17 protein-coding genes and 3 pseudogenes are annotated in these 23,875 nt (G+C 41.9%); 15 read left to right on the top strand and 5 right to left on the bottom strand.

Going from position 1 to position 23,875, the window contains the following annotated elements:
* Positions 1-74 precede the first annotated feature (74 nt).
* Positions 75-1,604: a TonB-dependent receptor gene (locus CXF95_RS22585; protein ID WP_157828220.1), complete on the bottom strand. Its 1,530-nt coding sequence runs from the start codon at positions 1,602-1,604 to the stop codon at positions 75-77.
* Between the two features lie 42 nt (positions 1,605-1,646).
* On the opposite strand from CXF95_RS22585, the pseudogene CXF95_RS22590 reads away from it, so the two are divergent.
* The 10 genes and pseudogenes from CXF95_RS22590 to CXF95_RS22630 all read left to right on the top strand — a co-directional run.
* Positions 1,647-1,802, top strand: a pseudogene (locus CXF95_RS22590) (ATP-binding cassette domain-containing protein); the annotation flags it as partial.
* A 108-nt stretch (positions 1,803-1,910) separates the two neighbouring features.
* Positions 1,911-2,039 (top strand): hypothetical protein, encoded by a 129-nt coding sequence (locus CXF95_RS31185; protein ID WP_255418947.1) that lies wholly within the window; start codon positions 1,911-1,913, stop codon positions 2,037-2,039.
* 620 nt (positions 2,040-2,659) lie between these two features.
* Positions 2,660-3,880: an NAD(P)-binding protein gene (locus CXF95_RS22595; protein WP_101200805.1), complete on the top strand. Its 1,221-nt coding sequence runs from the start codon at positions 2,660-2,662 to the stop codon at positions 3,878-3,880.
* Positions 3,877-4,563 carry a glycosyltransferase gene (locus CXF95_RS22600; protein WP_101200806.1) on the top strand — a complete coding sequence of 229 codons (687 nt, stop codon included), beginning with the start codon at positions 3,877-3,879 and terminating at the stop codon, positions 4,561-4,563. Before CXF95_RS22595 ends, CXF95_RS22600 begins: the two co-directional genes overlap by 4 nt.
* Positions 4,564-4,571: 8 nt before the next feature.
* A complete protein-coding gene (locus CXF95_RS22605) occupies positions 4,572-5,546 on the top strand; it encodes a lysylphosphatidylglycerol synthase transmembrane domain-containing protein (protein ID WP_101200807.1) in 975 nt (324 codons plus the stop codon).
* Between the two features lie 172 nt (positions 5,547-5,718).
* Positions 5,719-8,106, top strand: coding sequence for a hypothetical protein (locus CXF95_RS22610; protein ID WP_101200808.1), 2,388 nt, complete (start codon positions 5,719-5,721; stop codon positions 8,104-8,106).
* A gap of 473 nt (positions 8,107-8,579) precedes the next feature.
* Positions 8,580-8,828 carry a hypothetical protein gene (locus tag CXF95_RS22615; protein WP_101200809.1) on the top strand — a complete coding sequence of 83 codons (249 nt, stop codon included), beginning with the start codon at positions 8,580-8,582 and terminating at the stop codon, positions 8,826-8,828.
* A complete protein-coding gene (locus CXF95_RS22620; RefSeq protein ID WP_101200810.1) occupies positions 8,822-12,661 on the top strand; it encodes a PAS domain S-box protein in 3,840 nt (1,279 codons plus the stop codon). Before CXF95_RS22615 ends, CXF95_RS22620 begins: the two co-directional genes overlap by 7 nt.
* A 1-nt stretch (position 12,662) precedes the next feature.
* Complete coding sequence (locus CXF95_RS22625; RefSeq protein WP_101200811.1) at positions 12,663-13,049, top strand: response regulator; 387 nt, start codon at positions 12,663-12,665, stop codon at positions 13,047-13,049.
* A gap of 1 nt (position 13,050) precedes the next feature.
* Positions 13,051-14,718: a diguanylate cyclase gene (locus CXF95_RS22630; RefSeq protein WP_101200812.1), complete on the top strand. Its 1,668-nt coding sequence runs from the start codon at positions 13,051-13,053 to the stop codon at positions 14,716-14,718.
* Positions 14,719-14,829: 111 nt separating this feature from the next.
* Here the strand turns inward: CXF95_RS22630 and CXF95_RS22635 are convergent, their stop codons facing one another.
* Positions 14,830-15,267 (bottom strand): pyridoxamine 5'-phosphate oxidase family protein, encoded by a 438-nt coding sequence (locus CXF95_RS22635; RefSeq protein WP_101200813.1) that lies wholly within the window; start codon positions 15,265-15,267, stop codon positions 14,830-14,832.
* A gap of 789 nt (positions 15,268-16,056) precedes the next feature.
* On the opposite strand from CXF95_RS22635, the pseudogene CXF95_RS22640 reads away from it, so the two are divergent.
* Positions 16,057-18,650: pseudogene (locus CXF95_RS22640) on the top strand (EAL domain-containing protein).
* A 1,093-nt stretch (positions 18,651-19,743) separates the two neighbouring features.
* Here the strand turns inward: CXF95_RS22640 and CXF95_RS22645 are convergent.
* Positions 19,744-20,289 (bottom strand): PEP-CTERM sorting domain-containing protein, encoded by a 546-nt coding sequence (locus tag CXF95_RS22645; protein WP_232787991.1) that lies wholly within the window; start codon positions 20,287-20,289, stop codon positions 19,744-19,746.
* Positions 20,290-20,733: 444 nt separating this feature from the next.
* Between CXF95_RS22645 and CXF95_RS30860 the strand changes: the two genes are divergently transcribed.
* Positions 20,734-20,910: a transposase gene (locus CXF95_RS30860; RefSeq protein ID WP_232787992.1), complete on the top strand. Its 177-nt coding sequence runs from the start codon at positions 20,734-20,736 to the stop codon at positions 20,908-20,910.
* Positions 20,911-20,976: 66 nt separating this feature from the next.
* A pseudogene (locus CXF95_RS30865) lies at positions 20,977-21,330 on the top strand (transposase); the annotation flags it as partial.
* A 17-nt stretch (positions 21,331-21,347) separates the two neighbouring features.
* Here the strand turns inward: CXF95_RS30865 and CXF95_RS31190 are convergent.
* Positions 21,348-21,473: a hypothetical protein gene (locus tag CXF95_RS31190; protein ID WP_255418949.1), complete on the bottom strand. Its 126-nt coding sequence runs from the start codon at positions 21,471-21,473 to the stop codon at positions 21,348-21,350.
* 582 nt (positions 21,474-22,055) lie between these two features.
* Between CXF95_RS31190 and CXF95_RS22655 the strand changes: the two genes are divergently transcribed.
* Entirely contained in the window at positions 22,056-22,280 is a 225-nt protein-coding gene (locus CXF95_RS22655) for a hypothetical protein (protein WP_198556679.1), read from the top strand.
* Between the two features lie 10 nt (positions 22,281-22,290).
* Entirely contained in the window at positions 22,291-23,163 is an 873-nt protein-coding gene (gene purU / locus CXF95_RS22660) for a formyltetrahydrofolate deformylase (protein ID WP_101200815.1), read from the top strand.
* 305 nt (positions 23,164-23,468) lie between these two features.
* On the opposite strand, the gene CXF95_RS22665 is transcribed toward purU, so the two are convergent.
* Positions 23,469-23,858: a hypothetical protein gene (locus CXF95_RS22665; RefSeq protein ID WP_101200816.1), complete on the bottom strand. Its 390-nt coding sequence runs from the start codon at positions 23,856-23,858 to the stop codon at positions 23,469-23,471.
* Positions 23,859-23,875 lie beyond the last annotated feature (17 nt).

The raw sequence follows: 23,875 nt of genomic DNA on the forward strand, positions 1-23,875 counted from the left end.
CAAAAATAAAAAAGGGTCGACGTTATTAAACGCCGACCCTTTCATGCTTTAAAATGATTGAATATCACTTAATGCTAATAAGCAAAGTTCACTCTAACACCGACAGTGCGAGGTCGTGTTGGAGAAACTCTGAAAACATTATCGGCGGAACCCGCTGCGACCTGCCCGAGAGAATCGGTAGCATTGTCAATAAACAACGTTGCTCTCCAGTCATCTTTTGAAAAACTGGCTGACAGGTTGAGCTGATTATAAGACGGCAACTCGACACGACCAGCAGCGGCTAGGCTATTAAACCGTGAATCCACCCACTTGTATACGCCTTGGTAAACAGCAGAAAAAGTGCCAATCTTTTGGTAGAAACGTGCCCCAATCACTGCTTCGAGCTCTGGTGCGTAGGGAAGACTTGAGCCTACAGGTGCAATATTCACAAGTGTCTCTGGAATATCGGTCAATTCTGAGTCGATATAGCTAAATGAGCCGAACAGATCTAAGTTGTCTGCCGCAGTCCAATCAAGTTCAAATTCAACACCATTGATTTCGGCCGTTCCAACATTGTCAAAAAATGAGGTGTTGGCGATAGAGAAATCTAGGATACCTTGCTGAAGGTCGCTGAAGTCGACATTATATATCGCACCGTTAAAGCGCAAAGAATTATCGAGCAACGTTGATTTCCAGCCAAATTCAAGACTGACCACATCATCAGTATCAAAGGTGGCAGGAATGCCACCAATGCCAGCTGCACGGTTGAATCCGCCGCCTCGGAAACCTTCAGAGTAGGTTCCATAAAACATCACGTCGGCATTCATTTTCCAGCGAATATTTCCTTTGAAAATAGTGCCTGACAATGTAGCGGGGCTTAAACCCTCAAGTCTTGCATCCACATTTGATCCACCATTAGCTTCAGGGCCGGCGGCCCTTTGTCCGAATGACGATTGTCCCATCAAGCCTATATCAATCTCGTAGCGACGAGCACCAACGGTGACGGTAACATCGTCAGTCACATCGTAAGCCAATTCGCCAAATATCGATATCTCTTCACGATCGGATTGAAAATCATTGACGAATGTGACGCCAGGTGGGCGAGCACTGCCATCTGTATTAGTAAACGCGCCCGGTATGGGGAAGTTAGGTGAGAAACCCGCTTCAATAGACCCCGCATAGGTGAAGTCAGTTAAAAAGTTGAGTTGTTGATCATCATAGAACACACCACCAATTGCCCGAAAACGATCATCTGCATTAGTTGCGAAACGAATTTCGTGAACACTACGTTCCGTTGAAAATTGTTCTGATGTGGTCATCACAGGACTAAAACATTCATCATAAGCTGGATAGGTACAAATGTAGTAAGGAACGAAGGGGCCGACATTAACATAACCGGTATAGTCGCTCTGACCTTGAAACGTTCGGTCTGTGAACGATCCGTTGTAGATCACTTCAAGCCCGTTAAGCATCCCATTGACAGTCCATTGCGTGAGGTTCACGTTATCATCACCGTTAGTGGGTGAAAAGGTCGCAACATTCAAGTCATCGTCGTCACTGATAGTCGGGTCATATTCAAAAGCACCTTCAGTATCAAGCTGTTGGCTTGTATGCTGTAGTAACACATCCCAGTCGTCATTGATTTGCCATAATGCCTAAATCGTGGCGAAGTGGTGGCACTTCTTGGTGCCAATGGTTCTGGTAAAACTACTACGGTGCAACCGATTTGTGGATTGATTGAATGGGATCAAGGCGAGATTTCCATCGATAACGTCGATACCCGAACTTCGTCATCTTTCCAAAACAGATCGGGGCAGTATTAGGTGGCTGTAGAAATACTAACTGGTGTTTAACAGCCATACAACACTTCTCTTGGCTTAGATTTTAATACGGTTAACGATCTGCAGCTCATCATCAAAGATAGAGTTCAGATGGCAGAGCAGGGGTTTTTAGTGACCAGTCATGACTTGGGCTTTGTCGATAAAATTTATGACCGAGTGGTAGTACGCAGAGAAAAGGACAAGAATGAGCACGTTGCAGATGTGGGCGAATTTGATTGATTCGTCCCCTTTGAGCGCAGGCTGTGTGAAATCTATTAGAAGTTAGAACTTGATGAAATAATTCTACACAAAGCCTAATATTTTGAAGTGAAATTTTATCTTAAAAAACCCACATGCACAGCTAAATCGACAATTTAATAAATGTAATTACCCACCGGTCATTAAGAATTCGATTTTTCCATTAGTCTGAGGGAATTATATACGATGGGAGGGTTAGCTTTTCTAACCGTTTAAATACCAAGTACACGCTGAAAACTGGTATCTAACGGCGAAAATCGAGCACAGTCTCAGATAAGTCTGTTTGAATAAAAGCAGGTCTGCATCATAAACAAAAGCAATATTTAAACAGGTTGGCATAACAGTGGGAGGCGCTTGTTTTGAATTCTGAATCATCTGAAAACAGTTTAGTAATAGACGACATTTCGCCTATTTTAACTCCCTCAACGATATAAAAGGGATGTCAATATGGAAAGTATTAGGCATGATGTATCTTCATTTTATGAAAAATGACGTTTTATTTTACCCATACTCAAATAAATTTTTGCCGTACACTCGATTAATCTCGAAAGTAATTTGTAGCCTTCGATAAAATTCCGTCTAATTACACGAGAAAAAAACGATTGAAAAAATACAAATATCTAATCCTAGGAGCAGGTCCTAGTGGTTTGGCTGTCGCTCATCGCTTACTTCAGTCTGGTCTGTCAACCAGTGACATTCTCGTGATCGAGAAAAACGCAGAGACGGGTGGATTGTGTAAATCTCAAATAGTTGATGGCGCTCCGCTCGATACGGGTGGTGGTCATTTCTTGGATGTGAAATACGAGAGGGTTTTGGAATTCCTGTTCCGCTTTATGCCGAAAGAAGAATGGAATAAGTTCGATCGTATATCTAAAATCAGAATTCACGGTCAGGAAATTGATCATCCCCTCGAAGCTAACCTTTGGCAACTTCCCAAGGACACGCAAGTTGAATACCTTGAATCAATTGCAAAGGCAGGTTGTGTCAGCGACGAACCGATACCCGATTCTTTTTCAGATTGGATCGTATGGAAGCTAGGCAATAAGATAGCTGCCGAATATATGCTTCCTTATAACAAGAAAATCTGGTCCATGGATCTAGATAAGCTTGGAGTCTACTGGCTCCATAAACTTCCCAATGTATCTTTTCGAGAGGTTTTAGAGAGCTGTCTTTACGGAAAACCGCAAGGTCAATTACCCGCACACGGTACATTTCTCTATCCTAAAAATCACGGATATGGTGAGCTTTGGAGGCTTATGGGATCTGCGCTTGGGGATTCACTTTTACTCAGTACCGAAGTTATCAATATTGATTTGAGTACGGGTTTAGTAAATGGTCAGTGGCAAGCCGAGACCATAATAAACACTATCCCTTGGGCGCATTGGGAAAACTATTGCTCGTTACCCGAAAACATTACTACTGCTATCTCAAAGTTGAAAAATATTTCGATTGATGTGGAATACAATTCGAATACTCTGACCTCAGATGCCCATTGGATATACGAGCCTGACGAAAATAAGAGCTATCATCGGCAATTACTCAGATCAAATTTTGCAACTGGGGCAAGAGGCCATTGGACAGAAAGTAATTCCAGCCGTACCTCAGGTTCTAAGAGCGAAACACACTTTCACAATGAATATGCTTATCCTGTTAACACCAAAGATAAGCCCGAAGCCGTTGCAGTAATTCTAGAGTGGGCCCTTGAAAACAGAATTATTGGGCTCGGTCGCTGGGGTAAGTGGGAACATATGAACTCTGATATAGCTGTTTTAGAAGCCCTCCAGCTTGCAGACTCCCTCACTAGTTCGGAAGCCTCAATTTGAAAATATCACTTTGCCTTATCGTTTGGAATGAACTGCAAGGCTGTAAATCCGACCTCCCTAAAATACCTAAAGATTGCTTCGATGAGGTATTTGCTGTGGACGGCGGCAGTACCGACGGGACTGTTGAGTACCTAAAAAAAATGAACATACCAGTTTTCGAGCAGCCCAAACGGGGCCTGAATGCCGCGTATATTTATGCTAATCAAATCGCAGAAGGTGATGCTGTTGTCGTCTTTTTCCCAAAGGCGACACTTCCACCAGAGGATTTAGCGAAATTCAGACCACTGCTGGAACTAGGCAATGACCTTGTTGTGGCCAGCAGAATGATTGTTGGCGCAGTTAATGAAGAAGACGCGCGTTTGCTCAGACCTCGAAAATGGGCGGTCCTTTGGCTATCAGTATTTGCGGCAGTGGTTTGGTGTAGAGATGGATATCGTGTGCGAGATGTATTGCATGGTGTTAAGGGCTGGACTCGCTGCGCTTTTGAAAAGATGCAAATACTAGAGGACGGTTTGTCTATCGATATTGAGATGGTTGTTCGTTCATATAGGCTGAAACTACCAAGGGCCGAGTTTGCTACCAACGAGGGTGGGCGAGAATATGGAGAAACAAATTTTAAGGTCTGGCCGACAGGCAAAAAACTATTGAAATATTTAGTTTTTGAGCTCCAACGCCGTGGATAGATCAATTCTTGACTGATTTATTTGCTAGTGCCCTGCATGGACTAAAAACCCCTGTTTTCAAGATTGCAATGGCTGTGGCTGTGATTGGCTTGCTTTTTTATTTCAATCGCATAGATCTCTCACTGCTAACTTCACTACTGGACACCTGGCCTTGGCTTTTGGCTGCGTTTTTCTGCACATTGCCGCCATTCTTTGTGGTCAGTTTTAGATTTCAGCTGGTCCTGAATCGAATGGGTGTCAAGGCCTCCTATAAAGAGGCTTTTAGGTGGACGATGATTGGTTCTTTTTTTGATCTTGCGTTACCAAGCTCTAACGGAGGCGATGTCGTCAAAGCAGGATATGTTTTAAAAAAGGTCCAGTCAGGAACTAGGACTCGAGCTCTGATGGCCGTTATTTTTGACCGGACTCTGGGCATTATAGGACTGTTCCTTTTAGCATCTATGGCTGGTCTGGTTGGGTGGTCTTATCTTGCAGGACTGCCCTCGAGAGGTTATGTGATAGCAAGTGCATTTATACTGGGCATTGGCCCGATTTTGGCTTTTTGGATTTTAGGTTCGCGCTGGCTTTATGAGCGATTAGTTAATAATAACCGTTTATGTTCAAGCACATGGGGTAGACGTTTTTTAGAATTGATAAGCGCATTTCGCTCAATGCGGGAGAATCCTGCTACACTCGTTATTGCATTAACGCTGTCGATTCTCAACCACTCTTTTTGGTGTGTTTCACTGTTATGCATATCTTATGCGGTTGGAAATTCCATCGATCTGGCAATGGGCTTTACAATGTTCCCGATTGCTATTTTTGGGGGGGTGTTTGGAGTTGCAGGTGGTTTTGGTGTGGGTACGGCAGCATTTGACTTGGTTTATTCAAAACTGCTTATGGTTAATAATGGCGCTCTGGTAGGACTGATATTTCACCTAATCGGTGCAATATCACGTTTCTTGGGCCTACCTTTCTATCTCGCTTCTAATAGAAATAACTAATCGACTTTGTTGTATATAGAGCAACATGAGGTAGTTGAATTCTGTAGGCGCATAACATTTATAAAAGATATCATTCTAGTATTGCCCCGAAATTTTACAATTAGTCTGTATTATGAGGTGTGAATTCAAATTTGCTTGCCTACTCTGATACAACGAAGAGAATTAGTATCAAATGAAAAAAAATTCTAATGTTGTCATTACACTATTATTAATTGCTATATCGTCAGTCTTAATATTATTTAAGCAAGAATATTTTTTAATCTCAGGTAACATTATTTTTCAAGGCTTGTACAACGAGAAAATACTTCAACTATTTGCTTTAATAGCTGTTCTCTTGGTAACTCCTCTTGCCGTAATATTTTGTAATTCCCGCAGAAAATCAGTCGATCTGTTCGATAGAATAGGAAACGATAACAGTGTGCCCTCGGACTATTTTTCTGGAATATATTCCTCATATGTAATAATAAAGAGTGCTTTTTACGCAGCAGTTTTTGCTTTATTGATAATGATTATAAGCAATAGCTTATCTAACGAGCGCTGGGCTTATGATGGATCTGAAGTCGAACAAGTATATTATTTTTTAATATTGGTAATTATTTTTTTCCTATCATACCTATCGACCCGTTCGGTCTTTAAAAGTGCGTTTTTTCCTTCTTTGATTTTCTTTATTTACGCAAATCAAGTGGTTGGAAGTGGTGGTGGTCTTGTTAGCTCTTTTTCCGTAAGCCCAGATTCCTACCATTCGGGGGAGTACTATATCCCCGCTCGACTTGTGGCCGAGAGTATTTGGGGATTATTTGACGAATATAACCCGTCTCGCGGATTAACAAATTATTATCCCGCGCTAGCTGCAATACTGATAGATGATCCGATGAATTTTGAGCGTCTGGCGTTCTATGAACTTACCGTTGTTAGATTTACATTGCTAACTATTTCATTCTTCTTACTGGTAGGGATCAATTTCTATGCTAGAACGCTGATTATAATTTTTATTGGCAGTTTTTTAGTGGGAGGCATATTGTCGGCTGTAGCTCTGATGGTTCCTGCAACGTGGTTTATCTGCCAAAATATCAATTTTTTCAAACCAATCAAAACCATGACCATCTTGGTTGGAACATCGTTGTTTTTAACGTTCCACTCTGCTGGAGAAGGGGTTCTATGGAATATTGTAGTCCTGCTAGTTTTCGCTCCTAAAATATTCGAGAACCGTAGCATAATTTCTAAATATTCAATCCCTACCTATGCGATGCTTGGGCTGAGTGTGATATTTTATTTTACTATGATTATGGTTTTTTCGCCGAAATTGATCAGTTATGTAACTGGAAATGGCTCAATCAATATCGCTGCCCATTCCATATATAATTTGCTCGACTTTACAAAAAAAATTGCTTTGACCAAGTATGGTTTTCTGTACCTAGCAGCAATTCTTTCTTTAATTATGGTTTACGCTGTTAAACAAGGACATAGAAAAGAAGCAGATTTTGCACTTATCGCACTGAGCTTGGTTATTTTGGGTATTCTAAGGTTTATGGGCCGCGATGATCCAGGTTCGCTTTCTCGGCCTTTCGCTGCAACGTTGCTGATTAGCACCACAATATTAGTTCTAGTGCTTCATTTAGGTCGGTCATCTCGAGGATTATTACGGATAGGCTTACTCACTTTGTGCACAATTATATTCGTAAGTTTTTCTTTTTCCAGCCAGATGACACTCACCAAAGCCTTAGCTTTTTTCTCAAGTGAGCCATTAATTTTTAATAAGGCATTGCCGGATAATATTGCTGCTAGCCTGAAAAGCGTAGATACCTTTTATGAGAAGTACGCAGATAACTGCAGCTCTTTAGTAGATTTAACTGGTAATAACAGTATTCTCGCCCTATCCAAACGACTTTCCTTTATACCAACAACGAGTTCGTATAACGCGGTTAGTCCGTCTGAACAAAAAGCAATTATTGAAACCATCCAAAAATATGAAGCTTTGGGAGGAGTTTGTATACGCATTATGCATCAGAATATTGATCATGACGGCGGAGGACTGCTATTGCGAGCGCCTTTATTGGGCCGTTATATAATGAGTCTAGATTTGATCGATGTTGACGAAGATCTTCTCACTACGGGTGTTTGGGTAAGAACCGCGAGGAAGGAAAATGGAAAATATTTAAGAGAGTCCAATACATATGAAGAACAAAGAGCTCTTGTCGATTATTTCGATATGTTCTCAAATCTTCAATGGCTCCCTCATTCATGGGGCATGAGCCGCAAATCCACACCAAGTGTTGAGCTTCTAGGCGCGCAATCTATTACTGTTTCAAATCGTTTAAAGGGATCTCTTACTTTGGCCTTATTTATGCGGGAGCAATATCTAGTAGAGCCTGAAGATTGCGTTCTGACTATGAAAACCAGTGACGGGAGAGAGACTCACTTATCTTTTCGAAGTGATCGTTCTGGTACATATGCTGTGCCGCTATACGTAAAAAGTCATTGGTATCTATGGGATGTAGAAACGATAAGTTGGGGTTGTACTGACCTGACCTTTGTAGGTCATCAAGTTGTAACTTATTAATTTTATCGCTCCCTCCGGAGGCGAAGGTCGCGCATTCGAATCGCTCCGGGTGCACCATTTTTTAGGGACTTTTCGGCGAGAAATCACTGAATTTTATTTTATGCGACCACAACTGGTAAAGCGCAACCAAGACATACCCAAGGTAATAAAGTACGCAATCACAACCTAATCAACAAGCATAAAGTGATGGGTATATTCCACTATTTGGTTTTAAGAAATAAGAAATTCAGGCCTATTGTTGATTGGTGGGTCTATTTCAACCAAGAAAGTGAGAAGTATGTACAACATTGCTATGTGTAGTCTGAAATACTTTTTTCAAATTTGTGCATTATCCTATAAATAGCCACATATAGGCCCCAAAAATCAGTAGTTTTACGTATATACCCTTCTGATAATTAACTCAATAATACTCTTAATCTGTTTCTGTTAAACCTTTCTGAAGGGACGTTTGGTTTTCGGATAGCAGTAATAACATGGAAGGTATTATTTTGAGTTTTTATGTTGCACTTCAACCAAACTTTGATAACGACAAAAAACAATGTGTTGTTGTGACGCTAGAAACTGCTATGCCCAACTCCATCAAGGCTAATGCAGACGCGCTACATTCTTTACCTGCTGACACTCAAGCTTCTATGCAAGCTACAGATCTATCTTTTGCCAAACTCATCGGCAGTAACTTGGATGCCGCCTACTTTACCGAATTTGAGCAGACGCTATGTTAAGAAAGATAACTTTGGGGGTGAGAGGCAAAACCTCACTAGGGTTAGGTTTTCTTATTTTTACATCCCTGTTTATTGCCAGCGAGTTTAGTTACTGGAAATCCCGGGTATATGCGGAACAAAATATCATTTCGCTCAAACAGATATCCCTAGAGCGCTTAAGTTATCAAATCACCACAATATTAATTTCTGAGCGTGAAAGTCTGTTAGCTCTACGTGATGTTCCGCCAGTGACAGCTATGATCCGAAGCCGCAATGCTGGTGGCATTGATCCGTTGAGAGGGGGCACGTTGGGACAATGGAAGAAACGTCTAGAAGATATCTTCCTGTCGTATACTTTGAATAGTCAATCTTATGCTCAGCTAAAATTTATTGATGTCAATGGTAATGAACTCGTTCGAGTTGATTCCTTAACGGGGAAAGCAGCAGTTGCGGATGATCTTCAAAATCAAAAAGACAACCTATATGTATCTGAAACGCTGAAACTGCCAGCCGGTAAGTTGTATTATTCGGACGTGAGTCTGAACCGTGAAAACGGGGTGATTCAGCAACCACTTACGCCAATACTGAGGATCGCAACCCCCGTTTATTTACAAGAAAATGATCAAGTTCAAGGTTTGATTGTGGTTAATATCTATGTTGAAGACCTGTTCAAAAATATTTTTGCAGAATCATCAGGTGTGAAACGTTTTGTCAGCGACGCGCAGGGGCAATACCTTAAGCATTCTGATACCAGCAAACTTTTCGGTAAAGCATTAGGCACAGACTATAATCTGTCTCAGGATGATCCCCAGCTCATTGACCTCTCAAAGCAGCATGATAGCGTGATGCACTATGATGCCGAGCATGATGAAGTGGCTGGGTTCCAGAAGATATTTTTCAGCCCAAACGATCATAATCGTTACTGGTTACTGGGTATCAACATTCCGCAAGCTATCGCTTTTGCACCTCTTATTGCCGAGCGCAATGACTCCTTATTAGCGGGGGTATTTTTGGGGCTATTGGCTTTATTGGGTACCCTGTGGATGACCACCCAAAACATTGTAACACCCGTGGTGCGACTAGCAGAAATAGCTAAAAAAATGCAGCAGGGGGATATGGTCATTCGTGCGGATCCTGAATCAGTAAAAGACGAGTTTCGTCTTCTGTATGAAATATTTAATGATTTTGCGGCTAATCAGCAGCTTATTAAAGCAGACCTCGAAGCTGACATATTACTAAAAACCCAAAGATATGCATTGGTTATCGATAGCCTGATTGACAGCCTGATCACCCTTAATAAAACAGGTACGATTGAATCATTCAATCCTGCTTCCGAACACATTTTTGGTTATTTGAAGGGGGAGGTCATCGGGCAGAATATTAATCTGCTAATACCTGGGTCATACCTTAGTGAGGATAATAATTATCTTTTAAAACATATCTACACTTATGAAAAGCAAACAATCGGTATCGGTCGCGAGATGATCGGCAGGCGTAAAGACGGTTCTACCTTTGTCATGGAGTTGGCAGTCAGTGAATTGAATGTAGGTGAAGAGCTGCATTTTACAGGTATTGTGCGCGATATTTCAGACCGCAAAATAGCTGAACAGAATGTACTCGACGAAAAAGCCCGGCTGTTAGCTGTTATTGACAATGTGGTTGATGGCATCATTACCATTAATGAAAAAGGTTTCATTGAAACATTTAACCCTGCTGCAGCAAGGATTTTCGGTTATAGCCCCGATGAGGCGATAGGGCAGAAGCTTAAGAGTCTTATACCCGCGCCTAACCACGCTGCATACGATGACTATCTGTCTAACTATGTCAGTAACGACGAGAATAAGGTAAGAGGTCAGGTTCTTGAGAGTGTTGGCGTGCACAAAGATAGCAGCACCTTTGCCATAGAAATGGCCGTTAGTACCTTGCTTATCGGCGAGCAACGCCATTTCGCTGCTATTGTCAGAGATATCACTAAACGTCAAACAGACGCGCAGAATGTGCTCGACGAAAAAGCGCGGCTGTTAGCTGTTATTGACAATGTGGTTGATGGCATCATTACAATTAATGAAAAAGGTTTCATTGAAACATTTAACCCTGCTGCAGCAAGGATTTTCGGTTATAGCCCCGATGAGGCGATAGGGCAGAGTGTCAAGCTGCTGATGCCAGAGTCTGACCACCGTGAGTACGACGATTATCTATTGAATCATGTCAGTATCGACGCGCAAAGGGTCAAAGGTGTGGGTCTTGAAATCATTGGTCTGCGCAAGGATGGAACTACCTTTCCGATGGAAATGGCCCTCAGTACACTGCTGATCGGCGACCAAAGCCACTTCGCTGGTATCGTCAGAGATATCACTGAGCGCAAACGCGTGGAGCAGATGCAAAAAGAGTTTATCTCTACGGTTAGTCACGAATTGCGCACACCATTAACATCGATTCGTGGTTCTCTGGGTCTTATATTAGGCGGTGTTGTGGGTGAATTACCTGAAAAGGTGCATGACTTGCTCGCCATCGCCAACAACAACAGTGAGCGATTAATAACTCTAATCAATGACATTCTGGATGTTGAAAAGATTACTGCTGGGATGATGGATTTTGATTATACCGTCACAAACCTGATCCCCGTGATTAAAAAAGCGCTTGAATCGAACAAAGGTTATGGTGACCAGCTAAACGTCAAATTTATATTTGAACAGGGTGAAAATGAGAGGGTAATCGTTCGTATCGATGAAAAGCGCATCGATCAGGTGATGTCCAATCTGCTTTCCAATGCTGCCAAAAACTCACCCACTGGCGATCATGTTGATATTATGGTGACAACATCAAAAGGACAAGCCCACATTGCTGTGCACGATCATGGCAAGGGCATACCAGAAAAATTCAAATCCAGAATATTCAGTAAATTTGCTCAAGCTGATAGCTCCGACACGCGGCAGAAGGGTGGTACAGGGCTAGGATTAAGTATTACTAAGGGTATTGTTGAGCAACATGGCGGGAGTGTTCACTTTGACAGTTCACCCGATAAAGGCACCACTTTTTATGTTGATTTAGCTTTGTACGAGGAAACACATAAGGTAGATATAGACTCTGATAAAGGCCATTCAGATCGGCCGCTACTTCTGGTTGTTGAGGATGAGCCGGACGTTTCTAAATTACTGGTCATGCTGCTGGAGAATGGTGGCTACGAATGCCATCAGGCATTTGACTATCAAGACGCAGTAAAAAAAATACAGAGCCATCACTATGACGCTGTCACCTTAGACCTGATGATCCCCGGAGGAAGCGGCATTAATCTGCTGCGCCAAATGCGCGCCGACAAAGCCACTCGAATGCTCCCTGTTATTGTGGTGTCTGCCAAGGCAAATCAAGGCAAGCTTGAAATTAAAGGTGAAGTGCTTAAGAAGGTGGATTGGATTGAGAAACCAATCAATGAAGAGCTGTTGTTGAAAACGGTGCAAAGCAGTTTAGCCCCTGAACACGACAAGGTGAGCATTCTACACGTGGAGGATGACCTAGATATTGCGATGATTATTAATACCCAATTAAGCCCTGAATACCAAGTTCAACATGCGACAACGCTGACACAAGCAAGACATTTACTTAGAGATGAATACTTTGATCTGGTGATACTCGATATCGGCTTGCCGGATGGCTCTGGCGAAGACTTATTACCCTTACTAAACAGTCCACAGCACCAGACCCCGGTGATTATATTTACGGCTCAGGATATTAGTGAGGATCTTGCTGCACAGGTAGAAGGCGCAGTGGTCAAGACGAAGACAGCACCTGAGACACTCATGCAACATATCAAATCGGTGATAAACAAAGAGACTATACACAGGGTGGATAAATAAGATGCAGCCATTAAAACGCATCCTATACGCTGAAGACGAACCCGACATCCAACAATTGGTGTCACTCGCTCTAGAAGTTGTGGGCGGCTTTACATTGAAATCATGCAATTCTGGCCTAGAAGCAATAGCCGAGGTTGAGGCATTTGCTCCACAATTACTACTACTTGATGTGATGATGCCCGATATGGATGGGCCGAAGGCATTACTTAAAATTCGTGAAATAGAAGCATACCGAACAACGCCGGCAATCTTTATGACCGCTAAAGTACAGCCCAATGAAATTCAGGGTTATCTTGATATGGGGGCGGTCGACGTGATCGCCAAACCCTTTGATCCGATGGCACTGGCCTCGCAGATAAGTGAAATATGGACAAGGATACAAAATTGATATGATTACCCAGAAACCGCCACCCGATATTCAGGCGACATTGACTGCATTACAGCAGACGTTTGCTACAAAGATCCCAAAAAAAGTCCAAGAAATACGTCAAAGCTGGGAAAAACTTAAGTCTGCACCTGACGATCAGGCAATGTTTGAGACTTTTTATCGCCAAGTCCACACGTTGGCAGGTACCGGTGCAACTTACGGGTTTGAAGCCATTTCCGGCTTTGCCAATATGATTACCTTACGCTTGCCAAAAACTGAGGTCATTACTTCCTTGCTGGTGGATGAAATAGAGTTTTTTCTAGAGAAACTGGGTAATGCAATCAGTGGCGAGTCTACTGCAATGACGATTAATATGGCGCCAATACAACGTCAGAATATGTCCTTTGTTTCAGACAACGCTGCGGATATGTTAATTTATATAGTGGATGATGATGTTGACTTGCTCAGTAGCATCAGCATACAAATTCAGCGTTTTGGCTATCGGATTGCTGCTTTTTCTGACCTGCTTTCATTTGATAAGGCGCTGGAGCGGGAGGTTCCAGACGTGGTAATAATGGATGTGATTTTTGATGGTGATTCAAAGCTGGGAACCGCACACATCGCACATATCAATGCAATACGAAAGCATCCGCTTAAGACTATTTTTATGAGTACCAGCGGTGACATTACAACGCGTCTTGATGCGGTACGTGCCAATGGTCTGGCCTTTTTCCCCAAGCCGATTGTGGCGGCGGCCATGGTTGATGCTATTGAAACATTCACTCATCAGATTACTGAAGACATTTATCGAGTTATAATTGTTGATGATTCACCAGAGCAATCTGCATCAATAGCACTGATTTTGCAACAAGCTGGGATGCAAACAATTGAGGTCAATCAGCCATTGAAACTGTTGGATGTACTTGCTTCATTCCAGCCTGATCTCGTTATGATGGACCTGTATATGCCAGACTGTAATGGTATGGAATTGAGTCAGATTATTAGGCAGATGAATAGTTATGTCGATCTTCCTATTGTATTTTTATCCACTGAGTCAGACTTGAAGAAAAAGTTGGGTGTTATGGGGCACGGCGGCGATGATTTTCTAACTAAACCAGTTTTGCCTTGGCACCTGGCCTCTGCGATCACAAACCGAATTAAGCGTGGACGAATGATTAGCAAGCTTGCAGATACTGACGGACTTACAGGTTTACTCAATCATATAAAGATTAAGGATAAGGTCGAATCTGAACTGGCCCGAGCCTGGCGTGAAAATACATCGCTTTCTATTGCCATGCTGGATCTGGATAACTTCAAACATGTGAATGACAATTATGGACATCCTGTGGGTGACAAAGTACTGAAGAGTCTGACCAATTTCTTTAAACAGAACTTACGTCAGTATGATGTTATTGGCCGTTACGGCGGTGAAGAATTTTTGGTGGTGCTGCCGAGTACTGACTTATTAACTGCAAAAACAATTATGGATAAACTAAGGACCGGTTTTGGTAAAATTAACCACTTACGTGATGAAGACGATTTCACCTGTAATTTCAGTTGTGGTATTGCCTCATTCCCTGATTTTGACTCTGCGAATACCCTGATTGAAGCAGCAGATAAAGCACTATATGCAGCAAAAAATGCAGGCCGTAATCAAGTCGTAATTAACACCCCACAAATTAACCAATAACAACAAAACCTAGACCTATCAAGCCACCCATAATAGGTTTTGAATACCAACTTCTAATTAGAATCTAAGTCCTGATAGTCTGCCAAACGTTTAATCGTGTGGCGGCAGAACTTAAGATTTTTGTGGTTTATAGATTATCACTCGAGTATAGCCTTCTACCCATTGGTAACGATCAATCTGCAGCGCAAAAATAACTATGCTGGGCTCTGATAATAGTTGTTTCAGGGTTGCATTGCGTTGCAACAACAAGCGCTGCGCTGATTGAGCTGACTCACCTGTTAGTTCGTGGGCCTTGCCAAATCCACTCATGGCCAAACCAGCGATATGATCGTCATTCTTGCCTGTGCGATTATCCCAAAGACAGGTGACATTGGGGTTAGCACGCATATTTTTTACTTTTTGGGTGTTTTCGAGCGATGCCAGGTAGATTTCATCCAAATCTGTTGAGATGGCATAAGCCATTAGATGTAACGCTAGCTCTTCATCACCGAGGGTGGCTAATACGCACTGGGCTTGCTGCTTTAATAGAGAGGCTACGGTATTTTTCATCAGATATTATCCATTGATAGGCCTGACAACTGAAACTGAATTGTCAGTCAGCCCATATAATTGTTTTAGTTAATCACAACATAAAGGCGCCAATAAGTCTGTTGCGCCCAGTGGTCGTAGACCCGTTCAGCTTTTGATGTCAGCACAGCCTAACGTGACTATCGGGCGGGATATATCAAAGTGAGTATGTTGCTAGGCAGCAATATTTACATCAAGCCCTAGGAAAAAATCTACACTGTCGCTCGTGTAGTGTAAGTTACAAAATAGAGCCTGTTTATTTAGCAGGCTAACGTCTTAGGGCTGCGAGTCACTATCGACTAACTCCAGTTTACCATCGACTAGTCTACTTCGGAAGTGTACCGCAAACCCTGAAACAGTAATAATGGATGTTGGCGAATATAAATTATTCTCTAAAGAAACACCTTGAATGTTTAAGTTCTACGAATGGCATTCCAGCCTAGAGCTTTCTGGTGACAGAAAGGTAAGCAGACTAGCAGCAAACTGATCTCCAGGCTCCCACATTGCGTAAATGCTTGTATTAAAGTACGTAAATTATCGTATCAACAATTCTAAAATATAAGGTGTTTTTATGTTCATCACTCGCAGTAGACATCCATTTCAGGACCGGCACTAACTAGATGTTAGCCTTTAAAGATTGACCCTATATTTCTAATAAAGTATGTTGCCATTTAAGCTTTTTATGCACAGACTTTCTCTGTATTTACATTTTGATTGAAATAAATAATTGAATCAAAAAACAATATTGTTCAGAAATAACTTGGGAGTCGAATGACAGAAGTTGATTTAGTCAAAATATTTAACCTCCAGCCTTCTGGAATTGCTGAGCTTACCCCTTTGGAAGGGAACTATATTTTCTTTAATGAACAGGAGCGTATCCTCAGAAGGCTATCCGTCAGTGAAATTCAATCTGTTTCGATATTTGATCTTTTTTGTGTGGATGAGAGTCAAAAACTGAGGACGATTTTTGAAAAATGTGTGACATCATCTACAGTTCAGGAATATTTTTTTAAATATAAGAGTGACAAAAACACATTTCAAATGAGGTTGGTTAAAAGCGATAATGGAAATATTATTAGTTCACTCACGGATATTTCCAATCTTCATCACTTGGAAGGACAGCAGTTAATATATAAGGAAAATATTAAATGTTTGAGCGATGCTGTTTCAGGAGCAAATATTGGTTGCTGGGACTATTATCCTCAAGAAGATCGCATTATTGCGAATGAAACATGGGTAACTCAAAAAAAATACAAAGATGAAGACTTCAGATTAAATACTGAATTATTCTCAGATGTGATTGATGGACTCACAAATTGGGCTTCTATTGTTCATCCTGATGATTTGGAAGCCACAAGTAAACTTATTGAAAAACACTTAAATAAAGAGACAGAGGTTTACGATGCCAAGTTTCGAGTGAAGTGTGGGGATAATCAGTGGAGATGGATTCACGATATAGGTAGAGTTTTTCTGCGTGATAAAGATGGTTTAGCTATTCGAATGAATGGGGTTCATATTGATATCACTGAACGTAAACAAGCCGAATTACGTGAGAAATCTCGCACTCATGTGTTAGAGCTAATTACGAAAGGGAAGCCGTTGCCAATTATTCTGGATGCCATTGTGAAGGTTGTTGAGCAAGATAACCCAGCCATGTTATGTAGTGTTTTATTACTAGACGATACAGGAAAACATCTATTAAGCGGCACAGCATCCAGTCTTCCCGATTTTTATAACGAAGCGATTCATGGCATAGAGATTGGCGAAGGGGTTAGCTCCTGCGGAACCGCCGCCTTTATTAATCAGCGTGTAATTGTTGATGATATTCAGACACATGCTTACTGGGTGACCTATAAAGAACTAGCAAAAGAGGCAGGGTTAGGCGCATGTTGGTCGGAACCAATACGCTCCACAAAAGGTAAAGTGCTCGGCACTTTCGCTATCTATCATCGCAACATTAATCATCCAACAGAAGCTGATCTTGCCATAATTGAACAAACCGCAAATATGGCAAGTATCGCCATTGAAAAAAAACAAACCGAAGAAAAGCTAAAACGCGCGGCCAGCGTGTTCACCCATACCCATGAGGGGATCATAATAACCGATGGCTCTGGCAGTATCACTGAAGTCAACGTCGCAATCAGTCATTAGCCGTTGCATTTACGGATTTAGATGGCTTCAAAGCCGTCAATGACCGCCACGGCCATAATGTAGGAGATGAACTACTCATTGAAGTGGCACATCGCATGAAAGAAACATTACGTGAAGGTGATACGCTGGCACGTATTGGCGGCGATGAATTTATTGCGGTTATGGTTGATTTGGAAAACATTGAAGATAGTGAGCCTGTATTAAAACGACTACTAAAGGCCGCTTCCGATCCTGTTTACTTGGGTGATGCCGTAATGCAAGTTTCAGCTAGTATAGGTGTAAGTTTTTATCCACAAGACCATGTAGGTGCAGACCTACTCATACGTCACGCCGACCAAGCCATGTATATTGCTAAGCAATCAGGTAAAAACCGTTATCATTTTTTTGATACTGCACAAGATAATGCGAGCAAGACTCTTGGGCAAAGTATAGGTGATATTAGTTCAGCGTTGGATAAATGTGAGTTTGTTCTTCACTATCAACCTAAGGTCAATATGCACACTAGTGAAGTGATAGGCGTAGAAGCTTTAATTCGCTGGCAGCATCCTGTTCGTGGTTTAGTCCCACCTTCAGAGTTCTTATACGCTATAGAAGGCCATGCCATTGGTTTGGGAATGGGTGAATGGGTCATAGACAATACACTGACCCAAATAAGCCAGTGGCGAAACATGGGATTACATCTTTCTGTCAGTGTCAATATTAATGCCTATCAATTACAACAACCCGACTTCGTCACTCGCTTAACGGCATTGTTGGCAGCCCATCCTAAAGTGGACCCAAGCTGTTTAGAATTGGAAGTACTGGAAACCAGTGAGTTAAGTAACATCAGCCGAGTGTCTGCCACGATGAATGCTTGCCATGACTTAGGTGTGCGCTTTGCCTTAGATGACTTTGGCACGGGATATTCATCACTCAACCATCTCAGACGCCTGCCTGCTCAAATGATTAAAATCGACAAGAGTTTCGTGGGTGACATGCTAGAAGATACCGACGATTTAGCGATTGTTGAGAGCGTCATAGGGTTAGCTCAGGCATTCCGGCGTGACGTGATTGCTGAGGGAGTAGAAACTATCGCCCATGGATTAGCACTGTTGCAACTGGGGTGTGAGTTAGCACAGGGTTATAGTATTGCTAGACCCATGCCTGCTGCGGATATTCCTGAATGGATTGATACTTGGAAAGCGGATGATTCTTGGCAAGCTTATAAAGGATAACTGACTTGACCACTGAGCCTCACCAGAAGCGACCTTGTAGAGTAGTCGGGTATGTCCGCTTATGGCACAGGCTGTGTAAAAACTAATTTTTCGCTGTTGACAATACGTTGCTGTATCAATGAAAAAAAAGATTAACCGCAAATCACCATCAATATTCATTGTAGAGAAGGTTTTTAAGTCAAAGTTAAAGACGAAAATCCATAGATTGGAGTTTTCACACAGCCTGGGCACATTTGCGACGCATAGCTAATGACACATGCGATAGCTCAACTTGACCCATCAACCATCACTGACCGCCACATCCACAGTCTCCAAAATTTGTTGCTAGTGTCCCAAACGCAGCCTAAAAACCACCAATATGTCCCCGCAGTTGCAACCTACAACAAAATTTCGCTGGCCGAGTACGTCTGTGATGGGCAGTAGTGAAAATCACGCAGCGGCTCGCGGGGCACAAAAGAGCAGCACAGAGTGTTTTCGGAAGCAAATGGGTGAGACCCAAAATCTATAAGTCGGTGGGTGTGAGGTAACTCGATAATTTGTAACAGAAAAATGGTGGCCCTTCCCTGGCTCGAAGAGGGGGCCTGACGATTATGAGGCAAGGAGAGAATCTAAAATTTACCCTTCGAGCTCAAGAAAAGTAACGCTTTTTTCCGGCGCATAAACCTCTTGAGTGCATAACCGAAACTATACCGAACTTTTTGGGTTGTTGACGTTGTCGTCACCATGTAAGCCCAAGAAAACTCACAGTTTAACCTGACCGAACTCCGAACTTTTTCCGAATTGAAATTTCAAAGGTGTGCGTTTCGGTGGGTGGGGTAGGGGCAAACTGAAAAACTGAAATTCTGCGAACCTGCAACCAGACCGTGGTGTTCTAATGTTTTAGTAAAAGGTGAGGACATAATTCTAGCTCTCAAAAGAGAGTAATAGATCAAGAACGGAGATCTACGTCAAGCTTTTTTTCATGATTCATTAAACAATGTTAATGGTTAATTTAAGTGCGGAACGACAGATAATAATAAAATAAAAAGGCTACGATTGTAGCCTTTTGAAGATTGTAGATATAAACACGAATGTGTTTTGTCACATATTTTACTTACTGTTTTTTGGTTTTTCGAGATACTACAAGTCCGGCTAAACCAAGGACCATGATTAGATAAGTGGCAGGCTCTGGTACGTCTTCAACATTGATATCATCAACACCACCAAAGCGAATGTTGTCGATAGCAAAACCGGCTGGCTCAGAACCAACTAAATCCAAAAACACACCGGCAATGGATGCAGTATTATCATCCGTTACTAAACCTAAAAACTCGATACCAGTAACAGTGTTTGCTACGGATCCAATCAGACTACCATCTCTTGCAAATGCCGTGATAGCGGTAGACGCAACTGTATCAAAAAAGCCACCATCGAAACCTACACCAAATTGATCAATACTGAACAATATTGCGATACCGCCATTAAATAAAGGCGTTCCACTTAATATTGGTGATGAGGGGTTTGAGGCGTCATTTGAAATGAAGGTGTCCGGCGCTGCACCATCCAGAGATAATGGGCCTGTTGGTGAGCCTACAATACAAGCCGTAGCTGCCGCACCTGGGCAATCAACAGTTGGGGTTGCACTTAGACTTTGGCCCATAAACCAACCGTCGAAACTTACATCTGGATCACTAATGTCACCTCCGTAATCTGTTGGAGTGTAAAATGGGTTGATTGTTCCTAATACAAATTCTTTAAAAGTGATTTGGCCAGCACCAGCGTTAAAATCTGAGTCATCAACTTTAATAATACCTGCTGAGGCTACCTCAATAAGTGATCTAGAATCGATTTTCAGATGAAATATCTATGAGTCCAATTGTGTAAAAAAACCTGACAATGCGCTATAACTTGAAAGTTCTGACTGTCAGGTTCGCTCAAACCAGCCCATTCCAGAATTTCAGGTTTTCAGTTTTCCGCCACCCCACCTAAAGTGAAAACCGTCAGACACCACCAACTGGCCTGGAGGGTACCTACTACGGAAAAATCCACCGAGAGGGTACTGTCAAGTTAACAAGCTGACTCAGAAACATGCGATAATCTGGGCATGCAAAATACCAATATTTATGCCGGATATCGCTATCCACCCCAAATAATCAGTCACGCTGTGTGGCTTTATTACAGATTTACACTTAGCTTTCGTGACATCGAAGAATTGCTGGCAGCAAGAGGCATTACCGTCAGTGAGAAAACCATCAGAAATTGGTGCCATAAATTCGGTTAAAGCTATTGCGGGCTGCTGGAAAAGAACCGTGGACGATTGGGTGATATCTGGTAACTAGATGAAGTATTTATCAAGATCAACGGCGTCCTGCATTATCTTTGGCTGGCTGTCGATCAGGATGGCGATGAAATTGATATTCTGGTTCAGAAACGTAAAGACAAGAAAGCAATGAGACGATTCTTCAGAAAATTACTCAAAGGGCAACAAGCCGAGCCAATCAGGATCGTCACCGTTAAATTTCGTAGTTATTCAGCAGCAATAAAAGAACTGATACCTGATGTGGGGCATTCTACAAATCAATACGAAAATAATAAATGCGAATCATCCCATCAATTTAGTCGACAACAGGAAAGGCAGATGAGGAAATTTAAATCACAAGGTCAGGCTCAACGATTTCTCTCCTGTCATGGAGTGGTTAATAATCTGTTTAGGCTTAGTCAATCAAGTTGGTCGACAAACATATCGATAACACGTATTGGATTGTCTTCGGTAACAAAGTCATCTATTGCTTCTGGGAAGCGTGTCGATTGGTGTCTTGATTGGCCTTTAATATGATGAGACATATCAGCTTTTCTCTAGTTTGGCTTACCCCCTTATTATACTAAACTCGGTCTCGAAGTTGGATCGCTGACTACGATTCATTGATCATAAGTATCTTGTACTTAGACCAAAAGGTGATCAATAGTTTTTACACAGTCTGTGCCAATTGCGGTCATACATAATCCATATTTTCCGATTTTTGTACGGCAAGTTTGCCACCATAGCGGACATTGTAGCCGCTATGCGGTTAATGCCTAAAAGGGCTAATATTACTTGACCACTACAGTTCTAGGCATTGTCTAACTACCCTCCTATATCATTGGCCATCTCTTGCTGGAGTATATTTGATCAGCCTACAAGCCGCTGGCCGCTTTCTCTATTCAATCAAGCTATGCACTTATTGGTTGGATCTAAGACTATTGAGATCAGTGATTTTTTGGCTTTAGACCAAATAGACTGAAAAATACTAAATAAAAGTCCAATTGCCCCTTTTTGCAGCCTCTATTTATACCACTGTGTATGCAAAATATTAATATCCTTTTCTCTGTTAAAGCTTTGTGTCATGCCACCCAATATAGGTGATTGCACAATATGAGGATGAGGAAATGGCTAAACAAAAACATCAAGAATTTGGCTTTGGAACACAAATTCGCAAATCACCATACTTCGATGCAACCTTACGTTGGGAAGCCAAAGGGGTCTTGGTGTATAACCACATATATATACCCCGAGATTTCGGTGATCCAACGCAAAACCTCTGGAATTTGGTCAACACGGCAATACTTTGTGATGTTGCAACGACGTTCTATTTCACCTATGTTCAAAAATAAGGTCAGAATCATGGAAAAGCTAAAGTCTCAATCAACTGAGCTTGTACTTAAGGTCTCATGTGCTGCCACAGGAGGTATCGTAGCGGCTGCAGCATCTTTTTTATGGACTAACGGTTGTTATATATCTGAATTGAACCAGTATGATGATGAAAGTAATGGGCGTTTTTTTATGCGTCTGGTCTGCCGAATCGAATCAAAAGATTTTGATATTAGTTTGATTAAAGAAGGTTTTACATATATCGCCAAACAGTTCGATATGGCTTGGGAGCTTTATGACTCTTCAATTCCTAAACGTGTTTTAATCATGGTCAGTAAATCAGATCATTGCCTTGCTAATTTGCTCTATCGTTTTCATAAAGGAGAATTACCAATAGAAATTACGGCAGTAGTTTCGAACCACAAGGATCTTCGGCATATGGTTGAGCGAGAAGGCATTCGTTTTGTTCATTTACCTATCATCAAAGAAAATAAAAGAGAGCAAGAATTGGCCTTGCTTGATGTAGTCAAAGAAACAGATACAGAACTGGTTGTTCTTGCTCGATATATGCAAATTTTATCAGATAGTTTATGTAAAGAGTTATCAGGAAACGCTATTAATATTCACCATTCCTTCCTACCTGGTTTTAAAGGTGCCAGGCCTTATCATCAAGCCTATGAGCGTGGTGTGAAACTCATTGGTGCAACAGCGCATTATGTTACTTCAGATTTGGATGAAGGGCCGATTATTGAGCAAGCGGTTCAACCGGTTGATCATACTTATGGTGCTGAACAATTAGTTTCCATTGGTCGAGATACCGAAACAATTGCATTAGCCCGTGCCGTAAAATTGCATTGCGAAAATCGTGTGTTTTTGTATGGCAATAAAACCCTCGTTTTTAAATAAACACACTCAGGATTATGCTGTGGCAAAAATAATTGATAGTAAAAAAATCTCAATAAATTACTGAAGCGTTACCTGTTGAAGTGCAGAGTTTTAGTGATACCTATACTACCCTTACCCTCTTTTACTCATACTACCAACAAAGCGTGTGACTTAAGTCATCGACGGTATGGGTGGCGGGCATTTAGTACCCCATTCACTTAGACCATCTAAGCTCATGGGGCTGAGTTCCTTTGCCGCCTAGCTGCAACTCCAATGGCTTTGAGTATATACCCAAGTGACCTCAAGATGCAGAGTTCAGCGGGAGTTCAAATCGTCAAATACAAGGCAAAGGTATTGAGGCATAGCATTCCTATGTCCAATACAAATAATGCAGTAGTTGGGGATTTGAAACCCGCCCGAAGGGAGCTTAGGCCGAAACTCAGTGCTGCGTTACAACATTTGAAAAGGGGACGGCCATTCCCTACATGTTGTGCCTTACCTTGGGGGCGTTGCCAAATAGCCATGGTTAAAGCATCACAAAAAAGTTCTTCTTGCATTCTTGAACCCATTACCCAGCCCTCTACCTTCGGTAAATGTGAACTACCCACCAACGTCGCTTCGCGTCGATCACTGGGTTTTCTCGACAAACTTCCATAAAGAGAGAGTGTTTCATGGCTGCTCCGCACTGCTTGGGTCTTGAGTAACCATCCGGTCATTTGTTCTGCGCTTCAGC

The sequence above is a fragment of the Paraglaciecola sp. MB-3u-78 genome (assembly GCF_002835935.1).
Taxonomy (GTDB): Bacteria; Pseudomonadota; Gammaproteobacteria; order Enterobacterales; family Alteromonadaceae; genus Paraglaciecola.

Excerpts from the sequence above, each read along its gene's own strand:
- CXF95_RS31185 (WP_255418947.1), top strand. The coding sequence starts at position 1,911 with ATGGCAGAGCAGGGGTTTTTAGTGACCAGTCATGACTTGGGCTTTGTC.
- CXF95_RS22610 (WP_101200808.1), top strand. The coding sequence starts at position 5,719 with ATGAAAAAAAATTCTAATGTTGTCATTACACTATTATTAATTGCTATA.
- CXF95_RS22615 (WP_101200809.1), top strand. The coding sequence starts at position 8,580 with ATGGAAGGTATTATTTTGAGTTTTTATGTTGCACTTCAACCAAACTTT.
- CXF95_RS22620 (WP_101200810.1), top strand. The coding sequence starts at position 8,822 with ATGTTAAGAAAGATAACTTTGGGGGTGAGAGGCAAAACCTCACTAGGG.
- CXF95_RS22625 (WP_101200811.1), top strand. The coding sequence starts at position 12,663 with ATGCAGCCATTAAAACGCATCCTATACGCTGAAGACGAACCCGACATC.
- CXF95_RS22630 (WP_101200812.1), top strand. The coding sequence starts at position 13,051 with ATGATTACCCAGAAACCGCCACCCGATATTCAGGCGACATTGACTGCA.
- CXF95_RS22635 (WP_101200813.1), bottom strand. The coding sequence starts at position 15,267 with ATGAAAAATACCGTAGCCTCTCTATTAAAGCAGCAAGCCCAGTGCGTA.
- CXF95_RS22645 (WP_232787991.1), bottom strand. The coding sequence starts at position 20,289 with ATGGGCCAAAGTCTAAGTGCAACCCCAACTGTTGATTGCCCAGGTGCG.
- CXF95_RS30860 (WP_232787992.1), top strand. The coding sequence starts at position 20,734 with ATGCAAAATACCAATATTTATGCCGGATATCGCTATCCACCCCAAATA.
- CXF95_RS31190 (WP_255418949.1), bottom strand. The coding sequence starts at position 21,473 with ATGTCTCATCATATTAAAGGCCAATCAAGACACCAATCGACACGCTTC.
- CXF95_RS22655 (WP_198556679.1), top strand. The coding sequence starts at position 22,056 with ATGGCTAAACAAAAACATCAAGAATTTGGCTTTGGAACACAAATTCGC.
- purU (WP_101200815.1), top strand. The coding sequence starts at position 22,291 with ATGGAAAAGCTAAAGTCTCAATCAACTGAGCTTGTACTTAAGGTCTCA.
- CXF95_RS22665 (WP_101200816.1), bottom strand. The coding sequence starts at position 23,858 with ATGACCGGATGGTTACTCAAGACCCAAGCAGTGCGGAGCAGCCATGAA.